Genomic DNA, 23,548 nt, shown 5'->3' with positions numbered 1-23,548 from the left:
AACCGATAGGTTCGGCTGATGAGCCCCGCCGAGACCACCGCACCCGATCGCCTGTTCGCCCTGGCCGAGCAGGTGCAAGGTTTCATGCCGCCCGACGAGGGCCGCGCGCTGTATGACGCCGCGCGGCGGTACCTGCAGGCCGGCGTCGGCGTCGAGATCGGCACCTACTGCGGCAAGTCCACGCTGCTGCTCGGCGCCGCGGCCCAGCAGACCGGCGCCGTGCTTTACACCGTCGACCATCACCACGGCTCCGAGGAGCATCAACCCGGCTGGGAGTTCCACGACGCCTCGATGGTCGACGAGGTCACCGGATTGTTCGACACGCTCCCGACGTTTCGCCGCACCCTCGATGCCGCCGGCCTGGACGACCACGTCGTCGCGGTCGTCGGCAAGTCGCCGGTCGTGGCCCGGGGATGGGGGACGCCGCTGCGATTTTTGTTCATCGACGGCGGCCATTCGGAGGCCGCCGCCAACCAGGACTTCGAGGGATGGGCGAAATGGGTGGCCGTCGGCGGCGCCCTGGTGATCCACGACGTGTTCCCCGATCCCCGCGACGGCGGGCGCCCGCCGTACCTCATCTATTGCCGCGCAATCGATTCCGGTCAGTTCCGGGAGGTTTCGGCCACCGGGTCGCTGCGGGTGCTCGAACGGGTCAGCGGTCAGTCGGGGGAGCCCGTCAGCGGCCGGTGACCACGCACTCGCAGTCGAAGTCGGTCTGCAGGCCCATCGGAAGGTCCTCGCCGCGGAAGATGCCGGCGCCCGCCGTGGTGTTCGACAGCGCGTCGGCCGCCAGGATCATCGCCGCCCCGGTCCAGGTGGTGCGCTCCTCGGGCCAGCGTTTCCCGTCGGCGAAAACCAGTCCCGTCCAGTAGGAGCCGTCCTGCTCGCGCAGGTGCTGCATGGCGGCGAACTGCCGGTGCGCGGCCGACCGGTGGCCGATGGCCTCGAGCGCCATCACCAGCTCGCAGGTCTCGGCGCCGGTCACCCACGGCCGGTCGTCGACGCACCGGATGCCGATGTCGCCGACCACGAAGTTGTCCCACCGCTGCCGGATCCGCGCGGCCGCCTCCGGGCCGCGCAGCGCGCCGCCGAGGATGGGGTAGTACCAGTCCATCGAGTAGCGGTCCTTCTCGGTGAACGCCTCGGGGTGAGCGGCGATCGCGTGACCGAGCCGGCCCAGCGCCAATTCCCACTCCGGCTGGGGTTCGCCCACCAGTGCCGCCAGCGCCAGGGCGCACCGGATGCTGTGGAACACGCTGGCGCAGCCGGTCAGCAGCGCCTCGGCGACGGGGCCGGATTCGCTTCGCGCCCAATAGATCTCGCCGTAGCCGAACTGCAGGTCGATGACGAAGTCTGTTGCTTTCGCCACCACCGGCCACATCTGGGCGGCGAACGCCTTGTCACCGGTGACCAGGACGTGATGCCACACGCCGGTGGCGATATAGGCGCAGAAGTTGCTGTCGCTGTTGGCGTCTTCGACGGCCCCGCAACGGGTCTGGATCGGCCAGGAACCGTCGGGCCGCTGCGTGCGTCGGCTCCACTCGAACGCGGCCCGCGCCTGCTCGATCAGCCCGGCGGTCGTCAGCGCCATCGCGCACTCCACGTGGTCCCACGGGTCGGTGTGGCCGCCCTCGAACCAGGGGATGGCCCCCGACGGCTCCTGGGCCGCGGCGATCGAGAGCGCGGTCTGCCGGCATTCCTCCGGGGTGATCACACCCGGGACGCCGGGCGGATCAACCCGACGCAACGGAGTACCCCAGCGTCGCCCGGCTTTGCGTCCGGCCCGGTTTGGTGAAATACATCGCCACGCTCTTGCCGACGAGCGGGTTGAGCAGCGACTCGGCCAGCCGGGTCGCCTTGGGCCGGCGCATCAGGTCCCACACCAGCAGCTTGTGATAGGCCGCGACCGCGGGATGATCGGGATTCGACACGCCCACAGCGCATTTCAGCCACCAGAACGGCGAGTGCAGGGCGTGGGCGTGATGGGCGTGCGTCATGCGCATCCCGCCGCCGACGATCTTGCGGCGCAACTCGCTGGCCCGGTAGATGCGCACGTGGCCGCCCTCGTTGCTGTGGTACTCGTCGGACAGCAGCCAGCACAGCCGCTCCGGCAGCCACCGGGGAACGCTGACCGCCAGCGTGCCACCCACTTTGAGCACCCGGACCAGTTCGGCGATCGCGGCGTCGTCCTGCGGTATGTGTTCGAGGATCTCCGAGGCGATCACGCAGTCGAACGTCTCGTCGGCGTAGGGCAGGTTCAGCGCGTCACCGAGAACTGCCGTCGCCGACGCGGTCGCGGGCGCCTCGCCCTCCTCGGCCATCGCCTGCAGGATCGCCTCCACCGAGCGCAGTTCGGCTGCGTCGCGGTCGAAGGCGACCACGTCGGCTCCGCGCCGGTACGCCTCGAAGGAATGCCGTCCCGCGCCGCAACCCACGTCGATCACCTTGACGGACGGCCCAACCCCGAGCCGCTCGAAATCGACCGTCAGCATTGGCCTTCCCCAGGGACGGCCCGGCGCGCGATCGCGCGCTCGTAGATTCGCACGGTCTGCGCGGCGACGGCTTCCCAGCTGAACACGTCCACGGCGCGCGCCCGCCCCGCCGTGCCGAGGCTTCGTCGTTTTTCCGGCGAGTCGAGCAGTTCGCCGAGGGCGTGGGTGAGCGCGTCGACGTCGGCGGGGGGCACCAGTTCGGCGCACGCGCCGTCGGTGCCCAGGACCTCGGGCAGCGCGCCGACCCGGCTGGCCACGATCGGGGTGCCACTCGCCATGGCTTCCACCGCGGGCAGCGAGAACCCCTCGTAGAGCGACGGGATGCAGGCCACCTCGGCCGAGGCGAACAGCGCCGCCAGGTCCGCGTCGGAAAGCCCGCTGGTGATGTGGACGATGTCGGAGATGCCCAGCTCGGCGATGAGCTTGTGGGTCGGCCCGTTGGGTTCGACCTTGGCGACCAGCCGCAACTCCAGGTTGCGGCGCGTGCGCAGCCGGGCCACCGCGTGCAGCAGGGTGCGGACGCCCTTCAGCGGGGTGTCGGCGCTCGCGATCGCGATGATCCGCCCGGCTTGCCGCGGGTGCTCGCCCGGCGTGAACAGGTCGGTGTTCACCCCGAGCGGCACGGTGTGCAACTGCTCCGGCGAGACACCGAAGTCGGTGACGATGTCGGCGGCCGATGACGAGGAGACCGTGAGTAGGTCCGGGATCTGGCGGGCGACCTGCTTCTGCATCTTGGCGAAGCCATACCACCTGCGCACCAACGGCTTTCGCCACCACCGTGCGGCGGCGACGTCGAGCACCAGGTCGCGGGTGATCGGGTGGTGCACCGTGGCCACCACCGGGAGGCCCGCGTCGGCGATCGCCAGCAGCCCGGCGCCCAGGCTCTGGTTGTCGTGGACGACGTCGAACTCACCGGCCCGGGCGGCCAGCAGCCGGGCGACCCGCATCGTGAAGGTGCGCGGTTCCGGGAAGCCCGCGGTCCACACGGTCAGCAACTCCAGCAGGTCGATCGAGTCACGGATCTCGCTGGGACGCGGCACGCGGAACGGGTCGGGCTCGCGGTACAGGTCCAGGCTGGGCACCCTGGTCAACCGCACCCGCGGATCGAGCAGGTCGGGGTACGGCTGCCCGGAAAACACCTCCACGTCGTGCCCCAGTTCCACCAGGCCGTGGCTGAGATGTCGCACGTAGACGCCCTGTCCGCCGCAATGGGTTTTACTACGGTAGGACAGCAAGGCAATTCGCATACTCAACTCTTCTGTGCTGGTGAACGATGGGGGAACGGCGCCGGACCCATCGCGGTCAACGGACTCCCGAGTCCCGTGACAGCAAACTGGACATGTGTCCAGACTATAGTTCGATCGCCTAAGCGAGCGCAACGACCTCGGGCGTTGGCGCCCGGTAAGCCGGTCGTCACGGAAATGTCCCCCACGCGAAGATCATGCCACCCGGGGCGTGCGCCCCGCTCCTCGGACCGCTCGCGGCCCCGGTGTTGAACGTTTCGGACCGCGTCCTCGTGATCTGGGTTTAGTTGCCTGAACCCAGAGGGAGGAGTCGCACGTGGATGCTGTGCTCGAGGAGCGTTACGACGTGGTCGTCTGTGGCGCCGGGTCGTCGGGGTCGGTGATCGCCCGCAGGCTGGCCGAAAACCCGGCCGTGACGGTCTTGCTGCTCGAGGCGGGCGGCACCGACGACGTCCCGGCCGTGACCGAGGCGGGGCAGTGGCCGTCGAACATCGGCAGCGAGCGCGACTGGGCGTTCGCCTCCGAACCCGATCCGCGCCTCGCCGGGCGGTCGATCCCGTTCTCGATGGGCAAAGTGCTGGGCGGCGGGTCGAGCATCAACCTCATGGTGTGGGCGCGCGGGCACCGCAACGACTGGGACCACTTCGCGGCCGAATCCGGCGAACCTGCCTGGGGTTACCGGCCGGTGCTCGAGCTCTACCGGCGGATCGAGGATTGGCAGGGCACCGGAGAGCCGGGCCATCGCGGCAGGGGCGGGCCCGTGTTCGTCGAACCCGCCCGCGACGCCCATCCGCTCGCCACCGCGACCTTGGACGCGGCCCGGGCCGGCGGGATCCCGACGTTCCAGAGCCCCAACGGCCCCATGATGGAGAGCGCGGGCGGCGCGGCGATCCTGGACCTGCGCAGTCGCGACGGCAAACGCCTGTCGGTGTTTCGCACCTACACCGCCCCATACCTGGGCAGGCCCAACCTGACCGTGCTGACGCACGCGCTGGTGACGCGGGTGCTCTTCGACGGCAACCGGGCCACCGGCGTCGAGGTCCGCCACCGCGGCGGGGTACACCGCGTCACGGCCGGCGCAGAGGTTGTCCTGTCGCTCGGCGCGATCCACACACCGAAGGTGCTGATGCAATCCGGCGTCGGGGACGCCGAGGAACTGCGTCGCGCCGGGGTGCCGGTCCGCCACCACCTGCCCGGGGTGGGACGCAATTTCCAGGATCACTACGGCTTCGACTGCGTGTGGGAGTTTCCCGAGGCGGTCCGCGGCGGCGCCCAGCCGGCGGCGGCGCTGTTCTGGGGGTCGGGGGCCGCGGGCATCGAGGGGCCGGATTTGTTCGCGTGCCTGGGGCCGTTCCCGAAGTCCACCCCGGAGAACATCGCGAAATACGGCCTGCCGCTGGAAAGTTGGATCCTTTTCGGCGCGCCGACGCACCCCGCGAGCCGGGGCCGGTTGCGATTGTCGGGGCCGGACCCGGCCGATCCCGTCCGCATCGAAGCGAACGCCCTGTCGGAACCCGAGGACCTCAAGGCCGCGGTCGCCTGCGTCGAAACCTTGCGCGAAATCGGGAACTCCGCCGACCTGCGCCCGTTCGTGGCGCGCGAGGTCATGCCGGGCGACCTCACGAACGCCGGGTTGCACGACTACCTGCGCAACGCCGTCACCACGTACTGGCACGAGTCCGGAACGGCGAAGATGGGTCGCGACACCATGTCGGTGGTCGACGGGCGCCTGAAGGTTTACGGCGTCGAGGGTCTGCGCGTCGCCGACGCGTCGATCATGCCGCGCATCACCAGCGGCAACACGATGGCCCCGTGTGTGGTGATCGGTGAACGCGCGGCCGAGTTCGTCAAGGCCGAGCACGGGATCTGACTTTGTTACCATCGCGCGGTGCGCGGATTCACCCGGCGCGATGCCTTCAAACTCGCTGTCGCGCCGGTCTTCCTGGGACTGGCAACGGTGTCGGGCCCGCCCGTGGCCTCGGCCGCCGGCACGCAGCTCATCGATTTCGCCGAGCGGCGGATCCCGCCGGATGAGATCAAGGCGGCCGGGTACGACGGCGTCGTCAACTACGTGTCGGAGTCGCGACCGGGCGCCAACTTCGAGGCCAAACCGATCACGCGCGAGTATGCCGACGCGCTGCGCGCCGCGGGCCTGCACATCGTCAGCAACTTCCAGTACGGCAAACCCGGCTGGCCCGACCCGTCGGATTTCACCCGCGGATACGACGGCGGGGTGGCCGACGCCCAGACCGCCCTGCGGTTGCACAACGCCGCCGGCGGGACGGCGTCGGCGCCGATCTTCTTCAGCGTCGACGACGACATCGACGAGGCCACCTGGAACGGCGCTGCGGTGCAATGGTTTCGGGGCATCAACTCGGTGCTGGGCGTCGGCCGCACCGGCGTCTACGGCGATGCCGGGGTATGCGGGTGGGCGATCCGCGACGGCGTGATCGGCAACTCCAGCAGCGCGGGGCACCGGTGGGCGTGGCAGACCAAGGCCTGGTCGCACGGCGAGCGTGAGCCCGCGGCCGTCCTGTATCAGGCCGTGGTCAACAGCCCGTCCAACCCGAGTCCGCTGCTCGGTGGGATCAACGTCGACATCGACGACGTCCTCGCCCCGGACTACGGGCAGTGGGATTTGAACCGCTGATCCCGCCTCACCTGCCGGCGGGCACCGAACCCTCGGTGGTCGCCTGGGGCGTCGTCGAGGCGATGAAGTCCTCCAGGATGTCCGCGACGGCCGATGGCGCTTCCGCGTGCGGGAAGTGTCCGACGCCCTCGATCACCTCGAGGCGGCTGCCCGCCAGGGCGTCGTGGGCCGCGTAGGCATGCGCGACCGGGATGATCCGGTCGTGATCTCCCCAGATCAATAGCGTGGGCAGGTCGGCCGCGACGTGCAGCTTGTTCAAAGCGCTGACGGCCTGACCCCGGTAGTCGACCACCGAGCGCAGCGTCCGCAAGAACGCGCGCCGGGTCTGGGCATCCGACAGCGAGGCGTAGGCATGCCACATCTGGCCGGTGCGCGGTGACCGAATCCCGGCCGACGTCAGCCACGAACCCAGCTTTTCGCCCACGTTCAGCACCGGCTGCGGTGCGATGACGGGAAGCAGCAACTCGGCACCGGGGGCAGACAGGAATCGCAGCAACGGGCTGAGCTCGGGTCCCAGGCCACCGCTGCCGATCAGCACCAGCCGCTCGCAGTAGTCGCGGTGCTGGTGGGCGAACTGCATCGCGATTCCGCCGCCGAGAGACTGCCCGACCACCGTTGCCCGGTCGACCCCCAGTTCGTCGAGCAGGTCGCGCAGAAAGACCGCGAAGGCTCCCAGCGAGTAGTCGCCGCGCGGCTTCGCCGACATGCCGTGCCCGAGGAGGTCCGGCGCGATGACGCGGAACTGTTTGGACAGCCGCGGGATGATTGCGCGCCAGGTGTCCGAGCTGCCCGCCATCCCATGGATCAGCAACAGGGCGGGGCCGTCGCCGGCGTCGCGGTAGGCGATCCGGTCGCCGTGCAGTTCGAGGTACGTCAATTCGCTCATGTCAGCAGTTACCCGGCTCGTAGGTGGACGCATCGGTCTCTACCGACGATAACGCAACCTACGCTACCGTAGGTTACCCATTGGTATTTTTGTGGCTGGACTCACTGACACGACACACCCCGCGAGCCGGTGACTCGCGGGGTGTCGGGGTGTCGCACCGATCGACTCTTACCTCAGGTCGAACCGGTCGTTGTTCATGACCTTGACCCACGCCGCGACGAAGTCCTCGACGAACTTGCCCTGGCTGTCGTCCTGCGCGTAGACCTCGGCCAATCCCCGCAGCACCGAGTTCGAGCCGAACACCAGGTCGTTGGCGGTCGCGGTCCACTTCTTCTCGCCCGTCGAACGGTCACTGCCCTCGTAGACGTTCTCGGCGGTCGCCGACGGCTTCCATACCGTGCCCATGTCGAGCAGGTTGACGAAGAAGTCGTTGGTCAACGCGCCCGGCCGGTCGGTGAACACGCCGTGCTTGCTGCCGCCATGGTTGGCGCCCAGTGCGCGCAGGCCGCCGATCAGGGCCGTCGTCTCCGGCGCCGTCACGCCCAGCAGGTAGGCCCGCTCCATCAACAGGTGCTCGAGCGGCGCCTTCTCGCCGGGACGGATGTAGTTGCGGAACCCGTCGGCCCGCGGCTCGAGGACCGCGAACGACTCCACGTCGGTGTTCTCCTGCGAGGCGTCGGTCCGTCCGGGCGCGAAGTGCACCTCGATCTCGTACCCGGCGTCCTTGGCGGCCTTCTCGACCGCGGCGGACCCGGCGAGCACGATCACGTCGGCCAGCGAGACCTTCTTGCCGCCCGATGCGGAGGCGTTGAAGTCCTGCTGGATCCGCTCGAGAACCGGCAGCACCTTGTCCAGCTCGGACGGCTCGTTGCACTCCCAGTTGCGCTGCGGCTCGAGCCGCAGGCGGGCGCCGTTGGCGCCACCGCGCTTGTCGGTGTTGCGGTAGCTGCCGGCCGCCGACCAGGCCGTCTTGACCAGCTGCGGAACCGACAATCCCGACTCGAGCACCTTCTTCTTCAGGGCCGCCACGTCCTGCTCGTCAACCAGGGGGTGGTCGACGTCCGGGACCGGGTCCTGCCACAGCTGCGGCTCGGGAATCCACGGCCCCAGGTAGCGGCTGATCGGCCCCATGTCGCGGTGCAGGAGCTTGTACCAGGCCTTGGCGAACGCCTCGGTGAGCTCCTCGGGGTGGTCCAGCCAGCGCCGCGTGATCTCGCGGTAGATCGGGTCCTCCCGCATGGAGATGTCGGTGACCAGCATCGTGGGCGCTCGACCGGGCCCGCCGAACGGGTCGGGGATGGTGCCGGCTCCCGCGCCGTCCTTGGCGACGAACTGCCAGGCATCGCCGGGGCTCTTGGTGAGCTCCCACTCGTAGCCGTAGAGGGTCTCCAGGAAGGTGTTGTCCCACTTGGTCGGGGTGGGCGTCCAGACGACCTCGAGGCCGCTGGTGATGGCGTCCTTGCCCACGCCGGTGCCGTAGCTGCTCTTCCAGCCCAGCCCCTGCTGTTCGATCGGGGCGGCCTCCGGCTCGGGGCCGACCAGGTCGCCGCTGCCGGCGCCGTGCGTCTTGCCGAAGCTGTGCCCGCCGACGATCAGCGCGGCGGTCTCCTCGTCGTTCATCGCCATCCGGCCGAACGTCTCGCGGATGTCGATCGCCGCGGCGATGGGGTCCGGATTGCCCTCGGGGCCCTCGGGGTTGACGTAGATCAGGCCCATGGTGGTGGCGCCGTACGGCTGGGCGAGGTTGCGCTCGCCGGAGTAGCGCTTGTTGGTGCCCAGCCAGGTGTCCTCTTCGCCCCAGAGGGTCTCCTCGGGTTCCCAGACGTCCTCGCGGCCGAACGCGAAGCCGAAGGTCTTGAAGCCCATCGACTCCAGCGCGCAGTTGCCGGCGAAGATGATCAGGTCCGCCCAGGAGATCTTGTTGCCGTACTTCTTCTTGACCGGCCACAGCAGCCGGCGCGCCTTGTCCAGGCTGACGTTGTCCGGCCAGCTGTTGAGCGGGGCGAACCGCTGCATGCCCTGGCCGCCGCCGCCCCGGCCGTCGAAGATGCGGTAGGTGCCGGAGGCGTGCCAGCTCATCCGGATGAACAGGCCGCCGTAGTGGCCGTAGTCGGCGGGCCACCAGTCCTGCGAGGTGGTCATCACGTCGATGACGTCCCGCTTGAGCGCGTCGACGTCCAGCTTGGCGAACTCCCTGGCGTAGTCGAAGTCGTCGCCGAGGGGGTTGGACAGCGGGTTGTGTGGCTGCAGCGTCGAGGGGTCGACCTGGTCGGGCCACCAGTCCCGGTTGGTCAGCGGGCCGCGCGCCTTGGGTTCGGGCGCCGAGATGACCGGGTTTTCGCTCTCGCTATTGCTCACTACGTTCCTTTCGGGGGTGGGGTGAAACGGGCTGCAATCAGGTCGTAGCCGTCGAACAGTCGGGGCAGCTGCCCCAGTAGATGACCTCGGCCTCGTCGAGGACGAAGCCATCCAAAACGTTGTCGACGTCCGCCGGGGTGAGGCAGGGCGCCTCGCCGACGGCGCAGTCGATGTCGGCGATGACGCCGCAGTACCGGCAGACGACGTGATGGTGGTTGTCGCCGACGCGCGACTCGTAACGCGCCACCGAACCCAGCGGCTGGATCCGGCGGACCAGACCGACCGCCGTCAGGGCGTTGAGCACGTCGTACACGGCCTGACGGGAGACGTCGGGCAGTGCGGCGCGCACCGCCGCGAAGAGGGTTTCGGTGTCGGCATGGGGGTGGGCGTGCACGGCCTCCAGGACGGCCAAGCGGGGCCTCGTCACCCGCAAATCGGCCATCCGCAGCTGTTCTGCGTGATCGGCCGCCGATGACACGGCATCAATATGCGCCACTTATCTGGACTGAGTCAAGACTCTTTTGTGAAGTGGCCCACGAATGGCCCCGAACGTGGCGCACGCAACATTCGGCGGGGCGTCAGGGCTTCAGCGCGCTGCCCTTGCGCCAGTCATCCCAGCTCAGCGTCCAGTCGCCGTTCTGCTCCAGCTTCAGCCGCGGGCCGCCGGTGTTGCGGACCTCGACGACGTCGCCGGGCACCGAGAAGTTGTAGAACCACTTCGCGTTGTCGGCGTTGAGGTTCAGGCATCCGTGCGAGGTGTCCTGGTGGCCCTGCGCCCACACGGTCGCGTCGAGCTCGTGCAGGTAGATCCCGTCGGTGCTGATCTTGGTGGCGTAGTTGATGGTCTCGCGATAGCCGAGCCGCGAGTTCTTCGGCAGCCCGAAGGTCGAGGAGTCCATGATGACCGGGTTGCCCTTGTCGAGCACCGTGTAGGTGCCCGACGGAGTCCACAGCGAAATGGTCTGGCCGCCGACCGTTTCCGTGCCGCCCCTCCCCATGGAGGTGGGCATCGTGCGCACGAGCTTGCCGTTGTCGAACACGCTCACCTGATGGGTGGCGTCGTCGGCGATCGAGACGTGGGCGTCGCCGATCCGGAAGGACACCTTGGTGTCATCCTGCCCGAAGAGGCCGTCGCCCAACGCAATCCCGTAGATCTTGGCCTCGGCGGTGACCCTGGTGCCCGGGGCGTAGTAGTGCTCGGGCCGCCAATGCGCGTTCTGCCCGTCGACCCAGTACCAGGCGCCGTCCACCTTGGGGTCGGTGGTCACCGTCAGCTGCCGCTCGGCGGCCGCGCGGTCGGCGATCTTCTCGTCGAAGTGGGCGACGACGACCGTGCCCACGCCGTACGTGCCGCCGTCGGTGAGGGCCGCCTCGTTCGTGGTGGTGAAGGACACCTTCGTCTGGTTGGACGGCTGCAGCGTGGAGAAGGACGAAACTTGGCTCGACGCAACGCCATTGGAGCCGCTGCTGTTCACCGTCACCGTATAGGTGCGTCCGTACCCCAGCGGCACGGTCGGCTTCCACACGGTGTTGTCGGGGGTCATGACGCCCTGAACGGATTTGCCGCTCTCGTTGACCATGCGCACGTCGGTCAGCGTGCCGGAGTCGGCCTTCACCAGGACGGGCGAGACGGGGTCCACGCCGTGCGCGCCGTTTCCCGGTGTGATCGTGATGTGCGCCGGCCCAGGCGCTTTCGCGGGAGTGTCGCGGTGACCACAGCCGCCGACCACGGCGAGGGCGAGCAACCCGGCGAGCACGAGCCGGAGGGGCCCGCGCCGGTTACTGCGTGGTGACATCATGTGGGGCTGCCGATCCTTGGTCCGCTGGCGCGATGGTGTAGATCAGGTAGCCCGTCGCGGTCGCCGTCTAAACCGACGGGCGAATCACATCGCCGCGCGAGCCCGCCGGCGACGCGGTGAAAAGACCGAAGCGCAGCTCAGTCGGGCGCCGCGGCCCGGTCCGGGCGGTGCCGGGTTTCCCGGCCGCCAGGCCGGGTATCAGTGCCGCGTGACTTCGTTGTGGCTGTCCGAGCGAGCCGAACAACCTTGGGCGCCAAGCGCGCTTGACCAAGGACCCCACTCCGCGGACATCATCGTCGTGGGAGCCGGGATCACCGGTTTGATGACCGCGGTGCTGCTGGCCCGCGCCGGCAAGGACGTGCTGGTGGTGGAGGCGCGCACCGTCGGCGCCTGCGCCACCGGCAACACCACCGCCAAGATCAGCCTGCTGCAGGGCACGCACCTGTCGAAGATCGTGGCCAAGCACGGCACGCGGCTGGCCCGCGCCTACGTCGACGGCAACCGCGAGGGCCAGGACTGGGTGGTGCAGCACTGCGAGGCGCGCGGGGTGGCCGTGCAACGCGAGGACGCCTACACCTACGCCCAGTCCGCCGAGGGCGTCCCGTCGGCCAAGGCGGAGCTGAAGGCGTGCCAGGCGGTCGGGCTGCCCGCGGTCTGGGACGACGACGCCGATGTGCCGTTTCCCTATCACGGCGGCGTGCGCCTGCCGGACCAGGCGCAGTTCGACCCGATGCCGTTCCTGGACTCGCTGGCGGTCGAGTTGCTCGACCGCGGCGGACGGCTGGTCGAGCACACCCGGGTGCGGCGGGGGTCGTGGCGCGGCAAGACGGTGCGGGCGTACGTCAACGGCGCCGACGGGCGGGACGTGGAACTTCAGGCCGGGCGGCTGGTCCTCGCCACGGGAATGCCGATCCTGGACCGCGGCGGGTTTTTCGCGCGGCTCAAGCCGAGCCGGTCGTATTGCCTGGCCTTTCACGTGCCCGGCGACATCACCCGGCCGATGATGATCTCCGCCGACTCCCCGACGCGATCGGTGCGGTATGCCCCGGTGGCCGACGGCGAACGCCTGATCGTCGGCGGCGCCGGCCACACCGTGGGCCGCGAGCGCAGCCCGTCGAAGGCGCTGGAGGAGCTGTCGTCGTGGGCTCGCATCCATTACCCGGGCGCGGCGCAGACGCACTTCTGGTCGGCGCAGGACTACACGCCCATCGACGATCTGCCCTACGTCGGCCCTATCCTGCCGAACAACGAAAGCATCTACGTCGCAACGGGTTTCAACAAGTGGGGGATGACGAACGGGCCGGCCGCGGCGTTGGCCCTCGCGAGCGGCATCCTCGGCGGGCGGATGGACTGGGCGCGGGCGTTCGCCAGCTGGAGCCCGCACGAGCTGTCCGGGCTGCCGACGGCGCTGCAGGCCAATCTCGAGGTCGGCTTCGACATGGTGAAGGGCTGGATCACGCCGGCCACCCGCACCCGTCGCCGCGACCCGGGCGCCGACGAGGGCGGCGTCGTCAGCGGGCCGCCGTGGCACCTCGAGGCCCGGTGCCGGGTGGACGGCAAAGAGCATCGGGTGTCGCCGGTGTGCACCCACCTGGGCGGCATCGTGAACTGGAACGACGCGGACAAGGCGTGGGAGTGCCCGCTGCACGGCTCGCGGTTCGCGCCGGACGGGACCCTGCTGGAGGGACCGGCCACCCGCGACCTCAGCGCCTCGAACCCGGGGGAGTGACCCGCCCGGTTCAGCCCGCCTTGCGGTAGACGAGCCAGCACAACTCGATCGGCGAGTCCGCGGGCTCGACGTCGAACACGTCGAGTCCGCTGGCCCACCCGTCGAACCAGCCGGTGGGTGGCCAGGCGCCCTCGGGCAGGTGCGCCTTCTCGTACTCGCAGGCGGAGTCGTCGCCGATCAGCTCGAGGGGAAGCCCGGCCGCGGCCGTCGCCACCTCCTCGCGCGTGAAGATCATTGCGTTGCACTGCTGCCCGAGTTCGCGGGCCGCATCGTCGGGGGTGTAGCCGGGGCGCGCCAGGAACGCGTTGAACACCAGGCGCCCGCCCACCGCCAGGCAGTCCGCGGCGAGTTCGAACAGGCCGCGCAGCTCACCGGTCGTCCGGAAGTCGGGCACCACCTCGGAGAGCACCATCAGCTGGTACTCGTCGTGCATGCCCTCGGTGGCGGTGAAGACGTCGCTCTGGATGACGCGCACGCCCAGCGATGCGCGTTCGGCCTCCTCGCGGATCACGTCGGCGAACTTCGGCGTCATCTCGACGGCGTCCACCGGGTGCCCGCGCCGGGCCAGGGCGAGCGCGTTGCGCCCCGTGCCCGCGCCGACGTCGAGCACCCGGCAGGCCGCGGGGTCGGCCCCCTCGCCGGCCAGCGCCAGCACGCGGGCGTCGGGCTCGGTGCCGAACAGCGGCGGCGGGCGGAAGCCGACCCACTGCTCGTAATCGGCCTCGATCGTGCGCCACTCCGCTTTCACGCGGATGTTCACGCCCGTCCCGAACGGCGCCTGGAAGGAGATCACGATGTCCGAGCGGGGCGAGGCCTTGAAGGCCTTGGCGAGCTCCGCCTCGAGGTTCGATCTGAGCGCGGCCGATTGCTCGGGGGTGTACCAGACGCCCAGGGTCGCGCAGATGTTGCCGCACAACTGGACGTATTCGTCGACGAGGGCGGGCACGGCCGGGACCCTGATCTGGCCCTCGGCCACCGATCGGCGGTACAGCCGCCGGACGATCGCCTCGCGCAGCAGCGAGGGCTCGAACGACGTGGGCGGGTGGTCTTCCACCAGACCCTTCTACAGGACGCTCAGGGCCGGCACCAACGCTGGCGCAGGAGCCGACCGGCGGTCACCGCCCCAGCAGTTGGTTCTTCAGCCGGTCGTATTCGTCGTCGGTCAGGCGCCCCTGGTCGCGGAGCTTGGTGATCTCGCGGATCTTGGCCGCGACTCCGGTGACCACGATCCGCGGCGTGCCGGGTGGCGGTGGGCGATCACCGTCACCCACCGCACGTCCCATCCGCGCGGGCACGCGAGCGCCCTCCACCGTGCCGCCGGCGCTGCCCCCGCCGCCCTGCGGACCGGCCGTCGACGTCAGACCGGCGAGCCCCATGTTGCTGATGGTCGTGCTCGAGCCGGCTTCCGTCGATGCCGCGCCGACGGGGTCGATCCCACTGGCCGGCAACGCCAGCGCAAGAGGGCGGACCTCCGGCGCCGCGACGGTCCACGCCGACGGGACGGAAAGGGCGCCGACGGTGTCCGCGGCGCCCAGGGCGGCCGAGGACGTGCCGGGGGACGGGTTGGTCAGGGTCGCGGGGAACTCCTGGACCGGGGCCGGCGCCGTGCTCGGCCAACTCTTCTCCCCGTTCCAGCCACTGATGATGTCGTCGGTGTGGAAACCGATGTAGGTGCCGTAGACGGCGAACGGGAGATCCACCGGTCCCGTCAGGATGTCCAGCGGGACCTCGACACCGAGGGCGCCGATGTCGGCCGGGACGCTGAGGAAAATGGTGATGAGGCTCGCGAGCGTGTCGAGGGTGGTGGCGGAGGGGAGCGCCTGGGCCGGCGTCGCGAGGCTTTGCAGGACCGAGGGCACCGCGGCGAGGGTCTGCGGGACGCCGGAGACGACGTTCTGGGCGCTGCCGCCGGGCGTGCCGAGGGCTTGGGTGACCGCCGCGGCCTGGCCGGCGGGTCCGAGGTCGGCGGCGTCAGCGCGGTCGCCGCCGCCGACGACGCGGCGTAGGTGTACATCGCGCCCGCGTCCTGGGCCCACATCGCGGCGTACTGCGCCTCGGCCGCCGCGATCGCGGGGGTGTTCTGCCCAAAGAAGTTGGTCGCCACCAGCGCCGCCAGCAGACTGCGGTTGGCAGTGACCTCCCAGGGCGGCGCCGTCATGGCAAACGCTGCCTCGTAGGCGCCGGCCGCGGCGCTCGCCCGGGTGGCGGTTTCCTCGGCGACCGCCGCGGTGGCCCCCAGCCAGTCCGAGTACGACGCGGCGGCGGCCGCCATGGACGCCGCGGCCGGTCCCGTCCACAGCCGCCCGGTCAGCCCCGCGACCACCGATTGATAGGCGCCGGCCGCCGTGTACAGCTCGTCGGCGAGGGTGGCCCAGGCCTGCGCAGCGGCCAGCAACGGCCCCGAGCCGGGACCGGCATACATCCGGCCGGAGTTGATCTCCGGCGGATAGATCCCGAAATCCATTCGCTGCGCATTCCTCTTCCAGGCAACCGGCGGCCGCCGCGGCGGCGGTGTCTAGCGACCGAGCAGGCGGTTCTTCTGCTCCGTGTACTCCTCGTCGGTCAGGATTCCCTCGTCGCGGAGCTTGGCGAACTCGCGAAGCTCGGCCGCTACTCCGGTCACCACCGGCCTGGGCTCGCCCTCGGGCGGTTCGCCGGAAGCGTCCGCAGCCTTGTCGTCCGCGTTCGTGGCGTGGCCGGCGGCGGCCTGCACGCGTTGGCCGCCGGTCCCATTGCCGCGCTCTTTGCCGGCACCGGCGCCCAGGGAGCCGGCGATGGCCCGCCCGGCCAGGCCCGCCACGGCCATCTGGCCGAGCATGCCGCTCGATCCGAGCGTGGGACCCTCGCCGGCGGTGCCGCCCGCGGCGGGCGGCAACGCGGGCAGCGTGTAGGAGATCGGGCGGACCGCCGGCGTCGCGATCGTCCAGGTCGACGGCACGGACAGCTTGCCCACCGTGTTCGCCTCGCCCAGGCCGGCCGAAACCCTCGGCGGCGGCGGCACGGTACCCGGGGCCAGATTGGCAAGAGGCGCCGGAAACTCCTTGACGGGCGCCGGGCCGTTACCCGGCCACGGCTGTTGACCGTTCCAGCCGCTGACGATGTCGTCGGTGTGGACACCCGTGCCGTAACCGCCGATGTCGAACGGAAGCGCCACCAGGCCCAGCACGCCCAGCGGGATGCTCACGGTGAGTTCGGCGATGTTGGCCGGCGCGTCCAGGAAGATCGCGATCAGGTCGCTCAGCAGGTTCAAGTTGTCCAGCAAGGGACTCGACTGCGCGGGCGTGGCGAGGCTCTGCAGCGCGGCGGGGACGGCGGACAGCGTTTGCTGCGCCGACGCCACCGAGTTCTGCACACTGCCGGCCGATGTGCCGGTGGCCTGGCCCGCGGCGGCCGCCTGGGCGGCCGGTCCGCCCGGATTGGTGTTCTGCTGCGGGGCCGCGAAGGGCGTCAGCGTGGTCGCCGAGGCCGAAGCGCCCGCGTATCGGTACATCGCCGCGGCGTCCTGAGCCCACATCTCGGCGTACTGGGCCTCGTTGGACGCGATCGCGGAGGTGTTCTGCCCGAACAGGTTCGTCGCCACCAGCCGCGCGAACAGCGCGCGGTTGCCGGCGACCAGCTGGGGCGGCACGGTCGACGCGAACGCCTCTTCGTAGGCCGCCGCCGCGGCCCTGGCCTGTCCGGCGGCTTCCTCCGCCTGCGCGGCCGCGCCGCTGAGCCAGCTGACATAGGACGCGGCCGCGGCGGTCATCGCCGCCGACGACGGACCCAGCCACGGACCGGCGGTGAGACCCGATATCGCGGATCGGTACCCGTTGGCCGTGGTGTGCAGCTCGGATGCCAACGCCTCCCAGGCTTCGGCCGCGGCCGCGATCGAGCCCACCCCGGGGCCGACATACATCCGGCCGGAGTTGAGCTCCGGCGGCAGCATCGAGTAGTCCACGTCGGCCCCTAACCGCGCCCGATCCGACTGCGCCCGATCAGCAAAGCCGTGGCGGTGGTCGCGTCCCGGTGCGTGCCGCAGCGCGGGTGCGTGCGGAGTTCAACGCTGAGGTGGAACGGCCCCAGCAGTCCTATCGATTTGCTGGCGACACCGCGATGCCCGTCGCATCCCATTGCTGGCGGCCCGGGTCTACGGCCGTAGCCATGACGGCGCCACGCGTCGGCGCGCGGCCGTCGGTGCCCAAATCGCTCGTCGAACGGGCCGTCGCCACGCCCTCGACGGGTCCGACCGATTCCGCAGGACGTGCGTAGATATGCTCCGGACCGGCACAAATCCTAGCCCCCTGGTCAGCCGGACATGCTGGCGAGGGCAAATCCTGGCGATTGGAATTCGTTCCTGACTGTCCCAATACTAGTCGACAAGACGGCTTTTAACGCGGTGGCGTCGCCGGTCGCGCGCTTTCCTCGCGGCGCAGGCGCTACGCGGGAAGCGGTTGCTGACGGCCGCGGAGCCCCCATTGCCGGTGACCTCCCCGGGCAGCACGACCGAATCGCTGCGGCCCCGGAAACCCCGCCCACCGGCGCTCGGGACGAACGTTTCACGCCGGTGCATTCCCAGGGCGAAAAGCCACCCTGTTCAATTGCGCTCGCCGCGAACATCGGCGTCCATTCACGAATAGATGCTCCGGCAATAGTTTCACACCAATTCAGTTTCCGTACGCAGGGCTGCGAGCCGTTTCCTCGAGTGGCTCCGCGCCGGGCCGGAATTCGTGTCAATATTTGTGCTAAACCGCCCGCACGCGGTGCGAGAGTTTGCCCGCTATTGGGTTCCCAACCGAACCCCAGGAGCCGACATGCCGTATTCCCGGGCCCTCGCGACGGCACGCGCCGCGTTCGCGCCCGTGTGCCTGGGCGCGGTGTTCGTCGCGCTCGCCGGGTGCGGCTCCGCACCGCCCTCGACGCCGGCGGGCACCCCGGCGTCGACACCCACCGCCGCCACGCACCGAGACCCCTCGCCGACACCCGTCGCGACGTCGGCGACCGCGGCCGACGGCGTCTACGGTGACCCCGCCGCGGCCGCGAAGTACTGGCAGCAGCAGTCGCTGGAAGACAATTGCGGGCTGATGGCGGTCGCCGACGTGGTGGGCGAGGTCACCGGGCACAGCCCCACCGAACGGCAGATCATCGCGCTGGCGGAGGTGACGCCGTCGCAGACCAATCCCGGGCCCATCTACGCCCCGCCGGCCGATCCCGGCCATTCCAACGGCAACGGTGGCATCGAGATGGGCGACGAGGTCGTCCTGCTCGACCACTACGGCATCAAGTCGACGATGACCTATTCCGCGCATCCCGACCAGACCGGACTGCCCGCGCTCGAGCGCTACCTCGCAGACGACCGCAAGGTGATCGCCTGGGTCAATTCCGCGGTCATCTGGAAAACGAGTGACCAGCGGACCAAGGCCGACCACTTCCTGGTCGTCACCGGAATCGACACCAACAACGACGTCGTGCACCTCAATGACCCCGGCGCCGACTCTCCCGACGAGCGGGTCTCGATCGGCACTTTCCTGACGGCCTGGCACACCGGCGAGGAGTCGATCGTCGTCACCCGCGGGTAGCTGAGCCACGACGTGTATGAACAAACTATGAGCGACAACCCGACCGCGCGGTTGGGCGACGAGAAGTTCGTGTCGTTGACGACGTTCAAGCGCGACGGCAATCCCGTCGCCTCGCCGATGTGGATTGTCCGCGACGGGCCGCAGCTATGGCTGTGGACCCCTGCGAAGGCTTCGAAGGTCAAACGGGTTCGCCGCAACCCGCGCGTCACGCTCACGCCTTGCGGCCGGACGGGCAAAGTGCGCGCCGGGGCTGCTGTTGTCGACGCGACCGCTGAGGTGCTCACCGACGTCGGCGAAGTCGCGCGGATCGAATCGTTGCTCAAACGAAAGTACGGCGTGGAATTCTGGGTGGTGGTGATCGTGGAAACGATTGCTGCACGAGGCCGTAAACCGCGGGTGCTCATCCGCGTCGCCGTGTAGCAGAGAACGGGCGCCGCCGCAAATTCGCGATGCCCGGTTTCAGCGATTATTCGTCGAGTTTCACGCCGACCCTTTACAAGTAGGAAAGGGTTTTCATAGGTTTAATATTCGGGCTCTCAAAGGTCCATATACTGACCGCACCTCCACGCCGACAAGAAAAGAAAAGAAGGCCACATATGATCTCAACTCGCTGGCTTGTCAGAATCGCCGCGCCCGTGCTGGTTGGCGCCGCCCTGTCCACGAGCACCGCGATTGCGTTCGCCGATGCCACCGACGACGCCTTCCTGGGGCAAATGCACAAGCTCGGCTTCACGTGGCCGGCCGGGGACGACTCCGACATCATCGCGATGGGTCACCAGATCTGCGCCGACCGCAACGCCGGCAAGACGCCCGACCAGATCGCGACCGACATCCACAGCACCCTTGGCCCGAAGGGCATCACGTTCGCGGACGTCACCTCCATGGTCAGCGCCGCGGAATCGAACTACTGCCCGGGCTGATCGATTTCGGGGCCGCGACTGCCGAACGGCCGGCCGCATACTGGTATGGATGAACGCGCCGCAGATGCGAGTGGCGAGTCTGCTTCGCTACCCGGTGAAGTCGATGCTCGGCGAAACCGTGACCAGCCTTTTCGTTGATGAGGGCGGCGCGGACGGGGACCGGCGTCTGGCACTCATCGACGCCGAGACCGGCCATGTGGCCAGCGCCAAACAAGCACGCCTGTGGCGTGGGCTGTTGCAGTGCACGGCCCGCGCCGACGACGGGCGGGTGAGCATCCTGCTGCCCGACGGGACGCCGGTCGGCGCGGATGACCCCGGCGTCGAGGACGCGCTTTCCCGCTTGACGGGGCGGACGGTGCGCCTGGTACGCCAGCGACCGGACGGCGCGACGCTGGAGCGACCCGACCCGGAACGACTTCTCGAACTCGGGCTGGACGCCGACGACGCCGACGTGGGCGGCCGGATCCTGCAGATCGCTCAGGCGACCCCGGGGGACTCGTTCACCGACGAGGCCCCGCTGCACGCGATCACGACCGCCACCGTCGAACACATCGGCGTCGAGGCGCTGCGCTACCGGCCGAACGTGGTGATCGCGACCCCTGACGGCTATCCGCCGTACGCCGAGAACGACTGGGTCGGCAAGGCCGTGACGGCCGGCGCCGCGCGCATGCGCGTGTTGACGGCCACCTCGCGCTGCGTGGTGCCCACCCTCGAGCACGGCCCGCTGCCGCGGGCCCCGCAGGCGCTGCGCATTCCGGCGGCCGAAAACCGTTGGGACACCGGGGGGCACGGGCCCCAGCCGTGCGCCGGGGCGTACCTGGAGGTGCTGGCCGGCGGTGTCGTGCGCGTCGGCGACCCCGTCACCATCGGGGCGTGAGGGTTCCGACCAGCGGGCCGGCGATCGAGCCGCGGGCCCCGGCTCAGTCCGCGATCCCGGTGAAGTCCACCCACAGGTGGCGCGGGCCGCGGAACACCTGGTTGTGCCGGTAGGGGGGCGGGTCGACGACCAGCCTCGGGGATTCGACGCGGCCCAGGAAGATCTCCAGCGCCAGGTTGACCTCGAGCCGCGCCAGCGGGCCGCCCATGCAGGTGTGAATGCCGCTGCCCCAACCGAAGTGCTCGTTGTCCTCCCGGAACGGGTCGAAGCGGTCGGGGTGGTCGAAGCGCCGCGGATCGCGGTTGGCGGCCGCGTAAACCAGGTGCACCGCCGAGCCCGCCGGGATAACGGTCCCGCCGATCTCGATGTCGGCGGTCGCACTGCGGCTCGGGAAGAACTGCACGGCCGACTGCAGGCGTTGCACCTCCTCGATGGCCCGGGGGATCAGCTCGGGCCGCTGCCGCACCAGGTCCCAGGAGCCGGGGTTGCGCAGCAGCGTCATCACGCAGTTGGTGATCGTGTTGACCGTCGAGTCGTGGCCGGCGACCAGCAGGAGCATGGCGTTGGAGGTGGTCTCCGTGATCGACATCGGGCCGTCCGGGCCGTCGTCGTGCAGCAGGTGGGATAGCAGGCCGTCGCCCGGGGTCTTCGCGTACCGCTCCACCAGACCGCCCAGATAGTCCAGCAGCGCCGCCGTGCTCGCGCGACCCTTGCCGGCCAGCGCGCGGCCCTGTTCGGTCGCGCCCTCGGGGCCCAGGTCGGTGCCCATCATGAAGTCGAAGATCCAGCCGTGGAACATCGGCTCGTCCTGCACCGGCACGCCGAGGATCTTGCAGATGACCGCCACGGGTATCGGGTAGGCGAAGTCCTCCACCACGTCCAGGCGGTCGACGCCGGAGGCCTGCACCGTGTCCAGCAGCTCGTTCGCCAGCCGCACGACGAAGGGCTCCATGCCCGGGATCAGGTCGGGGGAGTGCGGCGGCCCCAGGTGCCGCATCACCTGCCGGCGCGCCCTGTCGTGGTCGGGCGGGTCCGACACGATGATGCTGGCCTCGCGGCCGTAGGCCTGCATGTGCTCGCCGCCGGGTTGCGGATCGGGCCGCTCGCCGCCGAAACCCGCGGGGCTGCGGCTGATGTCGGAACTGATCCGCGGGTCGTGGGCGAGCGCCAACAGTTCGCGGTGGCCGGTGACGACGTAGGTTTGCTCGCCGACCTTGGCCACCGGCGTCCGGCGCAGCTCGTCGAAGTAGGGATACGGGTTCGGGCGATTCTCGAACTTCATCGCCTCGGCCCATGCGGTTGCGGCATCCATCGAAATCTCCTGCCGTTCAGCGCTTCTCGGGCGCCCGGAATTCGGCGCCGCGCGAGGTGGGGTCGTGTCCGGTCAGCACGACGTCGGGGAGCGCGGTCGGCTCGCGCGGGTCGGGGAAGCGGGCCGGCAGCGGCTCGAAGAGCACGGGGCGGTCGTAACCCGGTGGCGGCGGCGGGAAGGGCGCGGACCGCTCGATGAGCGAGGCGTAGTAGGGCAACCACTTGCCATGGTTGAAGGTCACCGCCCCCACGATGCGGCCGCGGTAGCCGTAGGCGGCCGCGAAGCGGCGCTCGGTGATCGATCCCTGGGTGAACACGATCTCGTCGCCGAAGGAACACACCCCGACGCTTTTGATGTTGACGCCGAACTGGCCGGACCAGAAGGACGGCAGCGGCAGATGCGGGCGCCGGCCGGTCTCCAGGCTGATCATGTTGTTGGCCGCCACCTCCGCGCCGAAAACGGCGTTGTCCCAATGCTCTTGGGACATGAACTGGTATTCGTACAGCACGTGCGGGGCGCGCGCCACGTCGCCGGCGACGAAGATGTTGTCGGTCACCACGCCGTTGATGTCGAACGCGCGGCAGCCCGCGTCGCAGGCGACCCCCCAGAACCCGCTCGCCAGTTGGGCGCCGTCGAGCCATTCCACGTTGCGGATCGAGCCCAGCGAGGCGACCACCACGTCCACGTCCAGCACCGTGCCGTCGGAGAGCCGGGCCGCGCGGACGTGGCCGTCGGCGTCGGCGTCCAGGCCCTGCACCGCCACCCCGGTGCGCAGGTCGACCCCGGCGTCGAGTTGCATCCGCGCCGCGATGTCGCCGATCACCCCGCCGAGCGCACCCACCAACGGTGCCGTGCCGCGCTCGGCGACCGTCACCGGCAGGTCGAGATCGCGGCACACCGAGGCGATCTCGGACCCCACGAAACCCGAGCCGACGATGAGCACCCGCCGCGGTCGCCGCCGCAGCGCTGCGGCCAGCTTCGCGGCGTCGTCGCAGGTGCGCACCGTGAACAACCCCTTGTACGCGGCCTCCTCGGGTTTGAACCACGGGCGCGCCCGGGTGCCGGTGGCGATGAGCAGCCGGTCGTAACCCACCTTGTCGCCGTTGGCGAGCAGCACCTGGCGGTTGGACCGGTCGAGCCCGGTGGCCGCAACCCCGAGCCGCCAGTGCGCGTCGACGGGCCGCAGGCGGGGCAGCTTGGTGTGGTCGGCGGGCACCCAGCCCTTGAGGACCTGCTTGGACAGCGGCGGCCGGTCGTAGGGTTCGTGCGGCTCGTCGCCGACGATGGTGAGTCCTCCGCGAAACCCTTTCTCCCGCAACGCTTCTGCGGCTCGCAACCCGGCCAGTGAGGCGCCGACGATGACGATGCGGCCGTCGGTCTTGAAGCTCTCGACGAGCTGGCTGACCAGCGAGGCGGTGCTCACTTGGTGTCCCGGTCCGCGGGCGGGTCCACCTCGAGGATGATCGCCTGCACCGGGCACGAGGCAGCCGCCCGCAGGACCCGCTGGCGCTGGGAGTCGTCGGGGTTGGGGTCGTACGCCAGCGCTTCCTCACCGACGAGCTGCAACACCTCGGGCGCGAGCGGGACGCATTGCGCGTAGCCCTGGCACCTGTTGAGATCGACCACCAGCCGCATAGCCCGACCTTTCGCCCGCCTGCATCACTCTCCGCGCGCAGACACTACGTCGGCGTGGCCGGCGATTTCACACATCAGGCAAAAATGC

The 23,548-nt window shown here is 69.9% G+C and carries 21 protein-coding genes and 1 pseudogene; 8 read left to right on the top strand and 14 right to left on the bottom strand.

What is annotated here, in order from left to right; all coding sequences use genetic code 11:
- Positions 1-18 precede the first annotated feature (18 nt).
- The gene (locus tag BN971_RS03045) at positions 19-690 is read left to right on the top strand and encodes a class I SAM-dependent methyltransferase (protein WP_085181082.1); all 672 of its coding nucleotides are present in this window, start codon (positions 19-21) and stop codon (positions 688-690) included.
- Here BN971_RS03045 and mmpH read toward each other — a convergent pair.
- Genes mmpH through manT form a run of 3 tightly spaced genes read right to left on the bottom strand, consistent with a single transcriptional unit; the run spans position 677 to position 3,739 of the window.
- A complete protein-coding gene (gene mmpH / locus BN971_RS03040; RefSeq protein ID WP_372511828.1) occupies positions 677-1,714 on the bottom strand; it encodes an MMP endo-(1,4)-3-O-methyl-alpha-D-mannosidase in 1,038 nt (345 codons plus the stop codon). The two genes, BN971_RS03045 and mmpH, sit on opposite strands and share 14 nt — an antisense overlap.
- 19 nt (positions 1,715-1,733) lie before the next feature.
- Positions 1,734-2,492 carry a class I SAM-dependent methyltransferase gene (locus BN971_RS03035; RefSeq protein ID WP_085181080.1) on the bottom strand — a complete coding sequence of 253 codons (759 nt, stop codon included), beginning with the start codon at positions 2,490-2,492 and terminating at the stop codon, positions 1,734-1,736.
- Positions 2,486-3,739, bottom strand: coding sequence for an MMP alpha-(1->4)-mannosyltransferase (gene manT, locus BN971_RS03030; RefSeq protein ID WP_085181079.1), 1,254 nt, complete (start codon positions 3,737-3,739; stop codon positions 2,486-2,488). Before manT ends, BN971_RS03035 begins: the two co-directional genes overlap by 7 nt.
- A 313-nt stretch (positions 3,740-4,052) precedes the next feature.
- Here manT and BN971_RS03025 point away from each other — a divergent pair, with 313 nt between their 5' ends.
- Together BN971_RS03025 and BN971_RS03020 are read left to right on the top strand one after the other, a co-directional pair.
- A complete protein-coding gene (locus BN971_RS03025; protein WP_085181078.1) occupies positions 4,053-5,606 on the top strand; it encodes a GMC family oxidoreductase in 1,554 nt (517 codons plus the stop codon).
- 18 nt (positions 5,607-5,624) lie between these two features.
- A complete protein-coding gene (locus BN971_RS03020) occupies positions 5,625-6,386 on the top strand; it encodes a DUF1906 domain-containing protein (protein ID WP_085181077.1) in 762 nt (253 codons plus the stop codon).
- 7 nt (positions 6,387-6,393) lie between these two features.
- Here BN971_RS03020 and BN971_RS03015 read toward each other — a convergent pair whose 3' ends face one another.
- The 4 genes from BN971_RS03015 to BN971_RS03000 form a co-directional block, all read right to left on the bottom strand.
- Positions 6,394-7,272 carry an alpha/beta fold hydrolase gene (locus BN971_RS03015; protein ID WP_085181076.1) on the bottom strand — a complete coding sequence of 293 codons (879 nt, stop codon included), beginning with the start codon at positions 7,270-7,272 and terminating at the stop codon, positions 6,394-6,396.
- 168 nt (positions 7,273-7,440) lie between these two features.
- A complete protein-coding gene (gene katG, locus BN971_RS03010; protein ID WP_245836736.1) occupies positions 7,441-9,630 on the bottom strand; it encodes a catalase/peroxidase HPI in 2,190 nt (729 codons plus the stop codon).
- A gap of 37 nt (positions 9,631-9,667) precedes the next feature.
- Positions 9,668-10,108 carry a Fur family transcriptional regulator gene (locus BN971_RS03005; protein ID WP_139027032.1) on the bottom strand — a complete coding sequence of 147 codons (441 nt, stop codon included), beginning with the start codon at positions 10,106-10,108 and terminating at the stop codon, positions 9,668-9,670.
- A gap of 100 nt (positions 10,109-10,208) precedes the next feature.
- Positions 10,209-11,426 (bottom strand): L,D-transpeptidase, encoded by a 1,218-nt coding sequence (locus tag BN971_RS03000; RefSeq protein WP_085181152.1) that lies wholly within the window; start codon positions 11,424-11,426, stop codon positions 10,209-10,211.
- A gap of 211 nt (positions 11,427-11,637) precedes the next feature.
- Between BN971_RS03000 and BN971_RS02995 the strand changes: the two genes are divergently transcribed.
- Positions 11,638-13,158: an FAD-dependent oxidoreductase gene (locus tag BN971_RS02995; protein WP_170322103.1), complete on the top strand. Its 1,521-nt coding sequence runs from the start codon at positions 11,638-11,640 to the stop codon at positions 13,156-13,158.
- Between the two features lie 10 nt (positions 13,159-13,168).
- Here BN971_RS02995 and BN971_RS02990 read toward each other — a convergent pair whose 3' ends face one another.
- From BN971_RS02990 to BN971_RS02975, 4 genes and pseudogenes are all read right to left on the bottom strand, one after another.
- The gene (locus BN971_RS02990) at positions 13,169-14,212 is read right to left on the bottom strand and encodes a class I SAM-dependent methyltransferase (protein ID WP_085181074.1); all 1,044 of its coding nucleotides are present in this window, start codon (positions 14,210-14,212) and stop codon (positions 13,169-13,171) included.
- A 61-nt stretch (positions 14,213-14,273) separates the two neighbouring features.
- Positions 14,274-14,858 carry a PPE family protein, SVP subgroup gene (locus BN971_RS26560; RefSeq protein WP_170322102.1) on the bottom strand — a complete coding sequence of 195 codons (585 nt, stop codon included), beginning with the start codon at positions 14,856-14,858 and terminating at the stop codon, positions 14,274-14,276.
- 129 nt (positions 14,859-14,987) lie between these two features.
- A pseudogene (locus tag BN971_RS26555) lies at positions 14,988-15,622 on the bottom strand (PPE family protein); the annotation flags it as partial.
- 51 nt (positions 15,623-15,673) lie between these two features.
- Entirely contained in the window at positions 15,674-17,098 is a 1,425-nt protein-coding gene (locus tag BN971_RS02975; protein ID WP_085181072.1) for a PPE family protein, SVP subgroup, read from the bottom strand.
- Between the two features lie 853 nt (positions 17,099-17,951).
- On the opposite strand from BN971_RS02975, the gene BN971_RS02970 reads away from it, so the two are divergent.
- The 4 genes from BN971_RS02970 to BN971_RS02955 all read left to right on the top strand — a co-directional run bounded on the left by BN971_RS02970 (position 17,952) and on the right by BN971_RS02955 (position 20,513).
- On the top strand, positions 17,952-18,716 hold the full coding sequence (locus BN971_RS02970; RefSeq protein WP_085181071.1) for a C39 family peptidase: 765 nt from the start codon (positions 17,952-17,954) through the stop codon (positions 18,714-18,716).
- A gap of 27 nt (positions 18,717-18,743) precedes the next feature.
- A complete protein-coding gene (locus tag BN971_RS02965) occupies positions 18,744-19,136 on the top strand; it encodes a PPOX class F420-dependent oxidoreductase (RefSeq protein WP_085181070.1) in 393 nt (130 codons plus the stop codon).
- Positions 19,137-19,351: 215 nt separating this feature from the next.
- A complete protein-coding gene (locus BN971_RS02960; protein ID WP_428978043.1) occupies positions 19,352-19,636 on the top strand; it encodes a DUF732 domain-containing protein in 285 nt (94 codons plus the stop codon).
- Positions 19,637-19,685: 49 nt separating this feature from the next.
- Positions 19,686-20,513, top strand: a complete 828-nt coding sequence (locus tag BN971_RS02955; protein ID WP_085181068.1) for an MOSC domain-containing protein — start codon at positions 19,686-19,688, stop codon at positions 20,511-20,513.
- A 43-nt stretch (positions 20,514-20,556) separates the two neighbouring features.
- Here the strand turns inward: BN971_RS02955 and BN971_RS02950 are convergent, their stop codons facing one another.
- Genes BN971_RS02950 through BN971_RS02940 form a run of 3 tightly spaced genes read right to left on the bottom strand, consistent with a single transcriptional unit; the run spans position 20,557 to position 23,460 of the window.
- Positions 20,557-21,825, bottom strand: a complete 1,269-nt coding sequence (locus BN971_RS02950; protein ID WP_245836735.1) for a cytochrome P450 — start codon at positions 21,823-21,825, stop codon at positions 20,557-20,559.
- A 16-nt stretch (positions 21,826-21,841) separates the two neighbouring features.
- Positions 21,842-23,248, bottom strand: coding sequence for an NAD(P)/FAD-dependent oxidoreductase (locus tag BN971_RS02945; protein ID WP_085181066.1), 1,407 nt, complete (start codon positions 23,246-23,248; stop codon positions 21,842-21,844).
- Complete coding sequence (locus BN971_RS02940) at positions 23,245-23,460, bottom strand: ferredoxin (protein ID WP_023364435.1); 216 nt, start codon at positions 23,458-23,460, stop codon at positions 23,245-23,247. The genes BN971_RS02945 and BN971_RS02940 overlap by 4 nt, the downstream gene beginning before the upstream one ends.
- Positions 23,461-23,548: the final 88 nt, after the last annotated feature.

The sequence above is a fragment of the Mycobacterium bohemicum DSM 44277 genome, from assembly GCF_001053185.1.
Taxonomy (GTDB): Bacteria; Actinomycetota; Actinomycetes; order Mycobacteriales; family Mycobacteriaceae; genus Mycobacterium; species Mycobacterium bohemicum.
Note: the sequence above shows the minus strand (reverse complement) of the source record. Positions and strands in the feature narration are given on the sequence as shown.

Coding starts and splice junctions, on each gene's coding strand:
- BN971_RS02965 (WP_085181070.1), top strand. CDS start 18,744: ATGAGCGACAACCCGACCGCGCGGTTGGGCGACGAGAAGTTCGTGTCG.
- BN971_RS03015 (WP_085181076.1), bottom strand. CDS start 7,272: ATGAGCGAATTGACGTACCTCGAACTGCACGGCGACCGGATCGCCTAC.
- BN971_RS03000 (WP_085181152.1), bottom strand. CDS start 11,426: ATGTCACCACGCAGTAACCGGCGCGGGCCCCTCCGGCTCGTGCTCGCC.
- BN971_RS02955 (WP_085181068.1), top strand. CDS start 19,686: ATGAACGCGCCGCAGATGCGAGTGGCGAGTCTGCTTCGCTACCCGGTG.
- BN971_RS02950 (WP_245836735.1), bottom strand. CDS start 21,825: ATGGATGCCGCAACCGCATGGGCCGAGGCGATGAAGTTCGAGAATCGC.
- BN971_RS02970 (WP_085181071.1), top strand. CDS start 17,952: ATGCCGTATTCCCGGGCCCTCGCGACGGCACGCGCCGCGTTCGCGCCC.
- BN971_RS03045 (WP_085181082.1), top strand. CDS start 19: ATGAGCCCCGCCGAGACCACCGCACCCGATCGCCTGTTCGCCCTGGCC.
- BN971_RS03035 (WP_085181080.1), bottom strand. CDS start 2,492: ATGCTGACGGTCGATTTCGAGCGGCTCGGGGTTGGGCCGTCCGTCAAG.
- manT (WP_085181079.1), bottom strand. CDS start 3,739: ATGCGAATTGCCTTGCTGTCCTACCGTAGTAAAACCCATTGCGGCGGA.
- BN971_RS02940 (WP_023364435.1), bottom strand. CDS start 23,460: ATGCGGCTGGTGGTCGATCTCAACAGGTGCCAGGGCTACGCGCAATGC.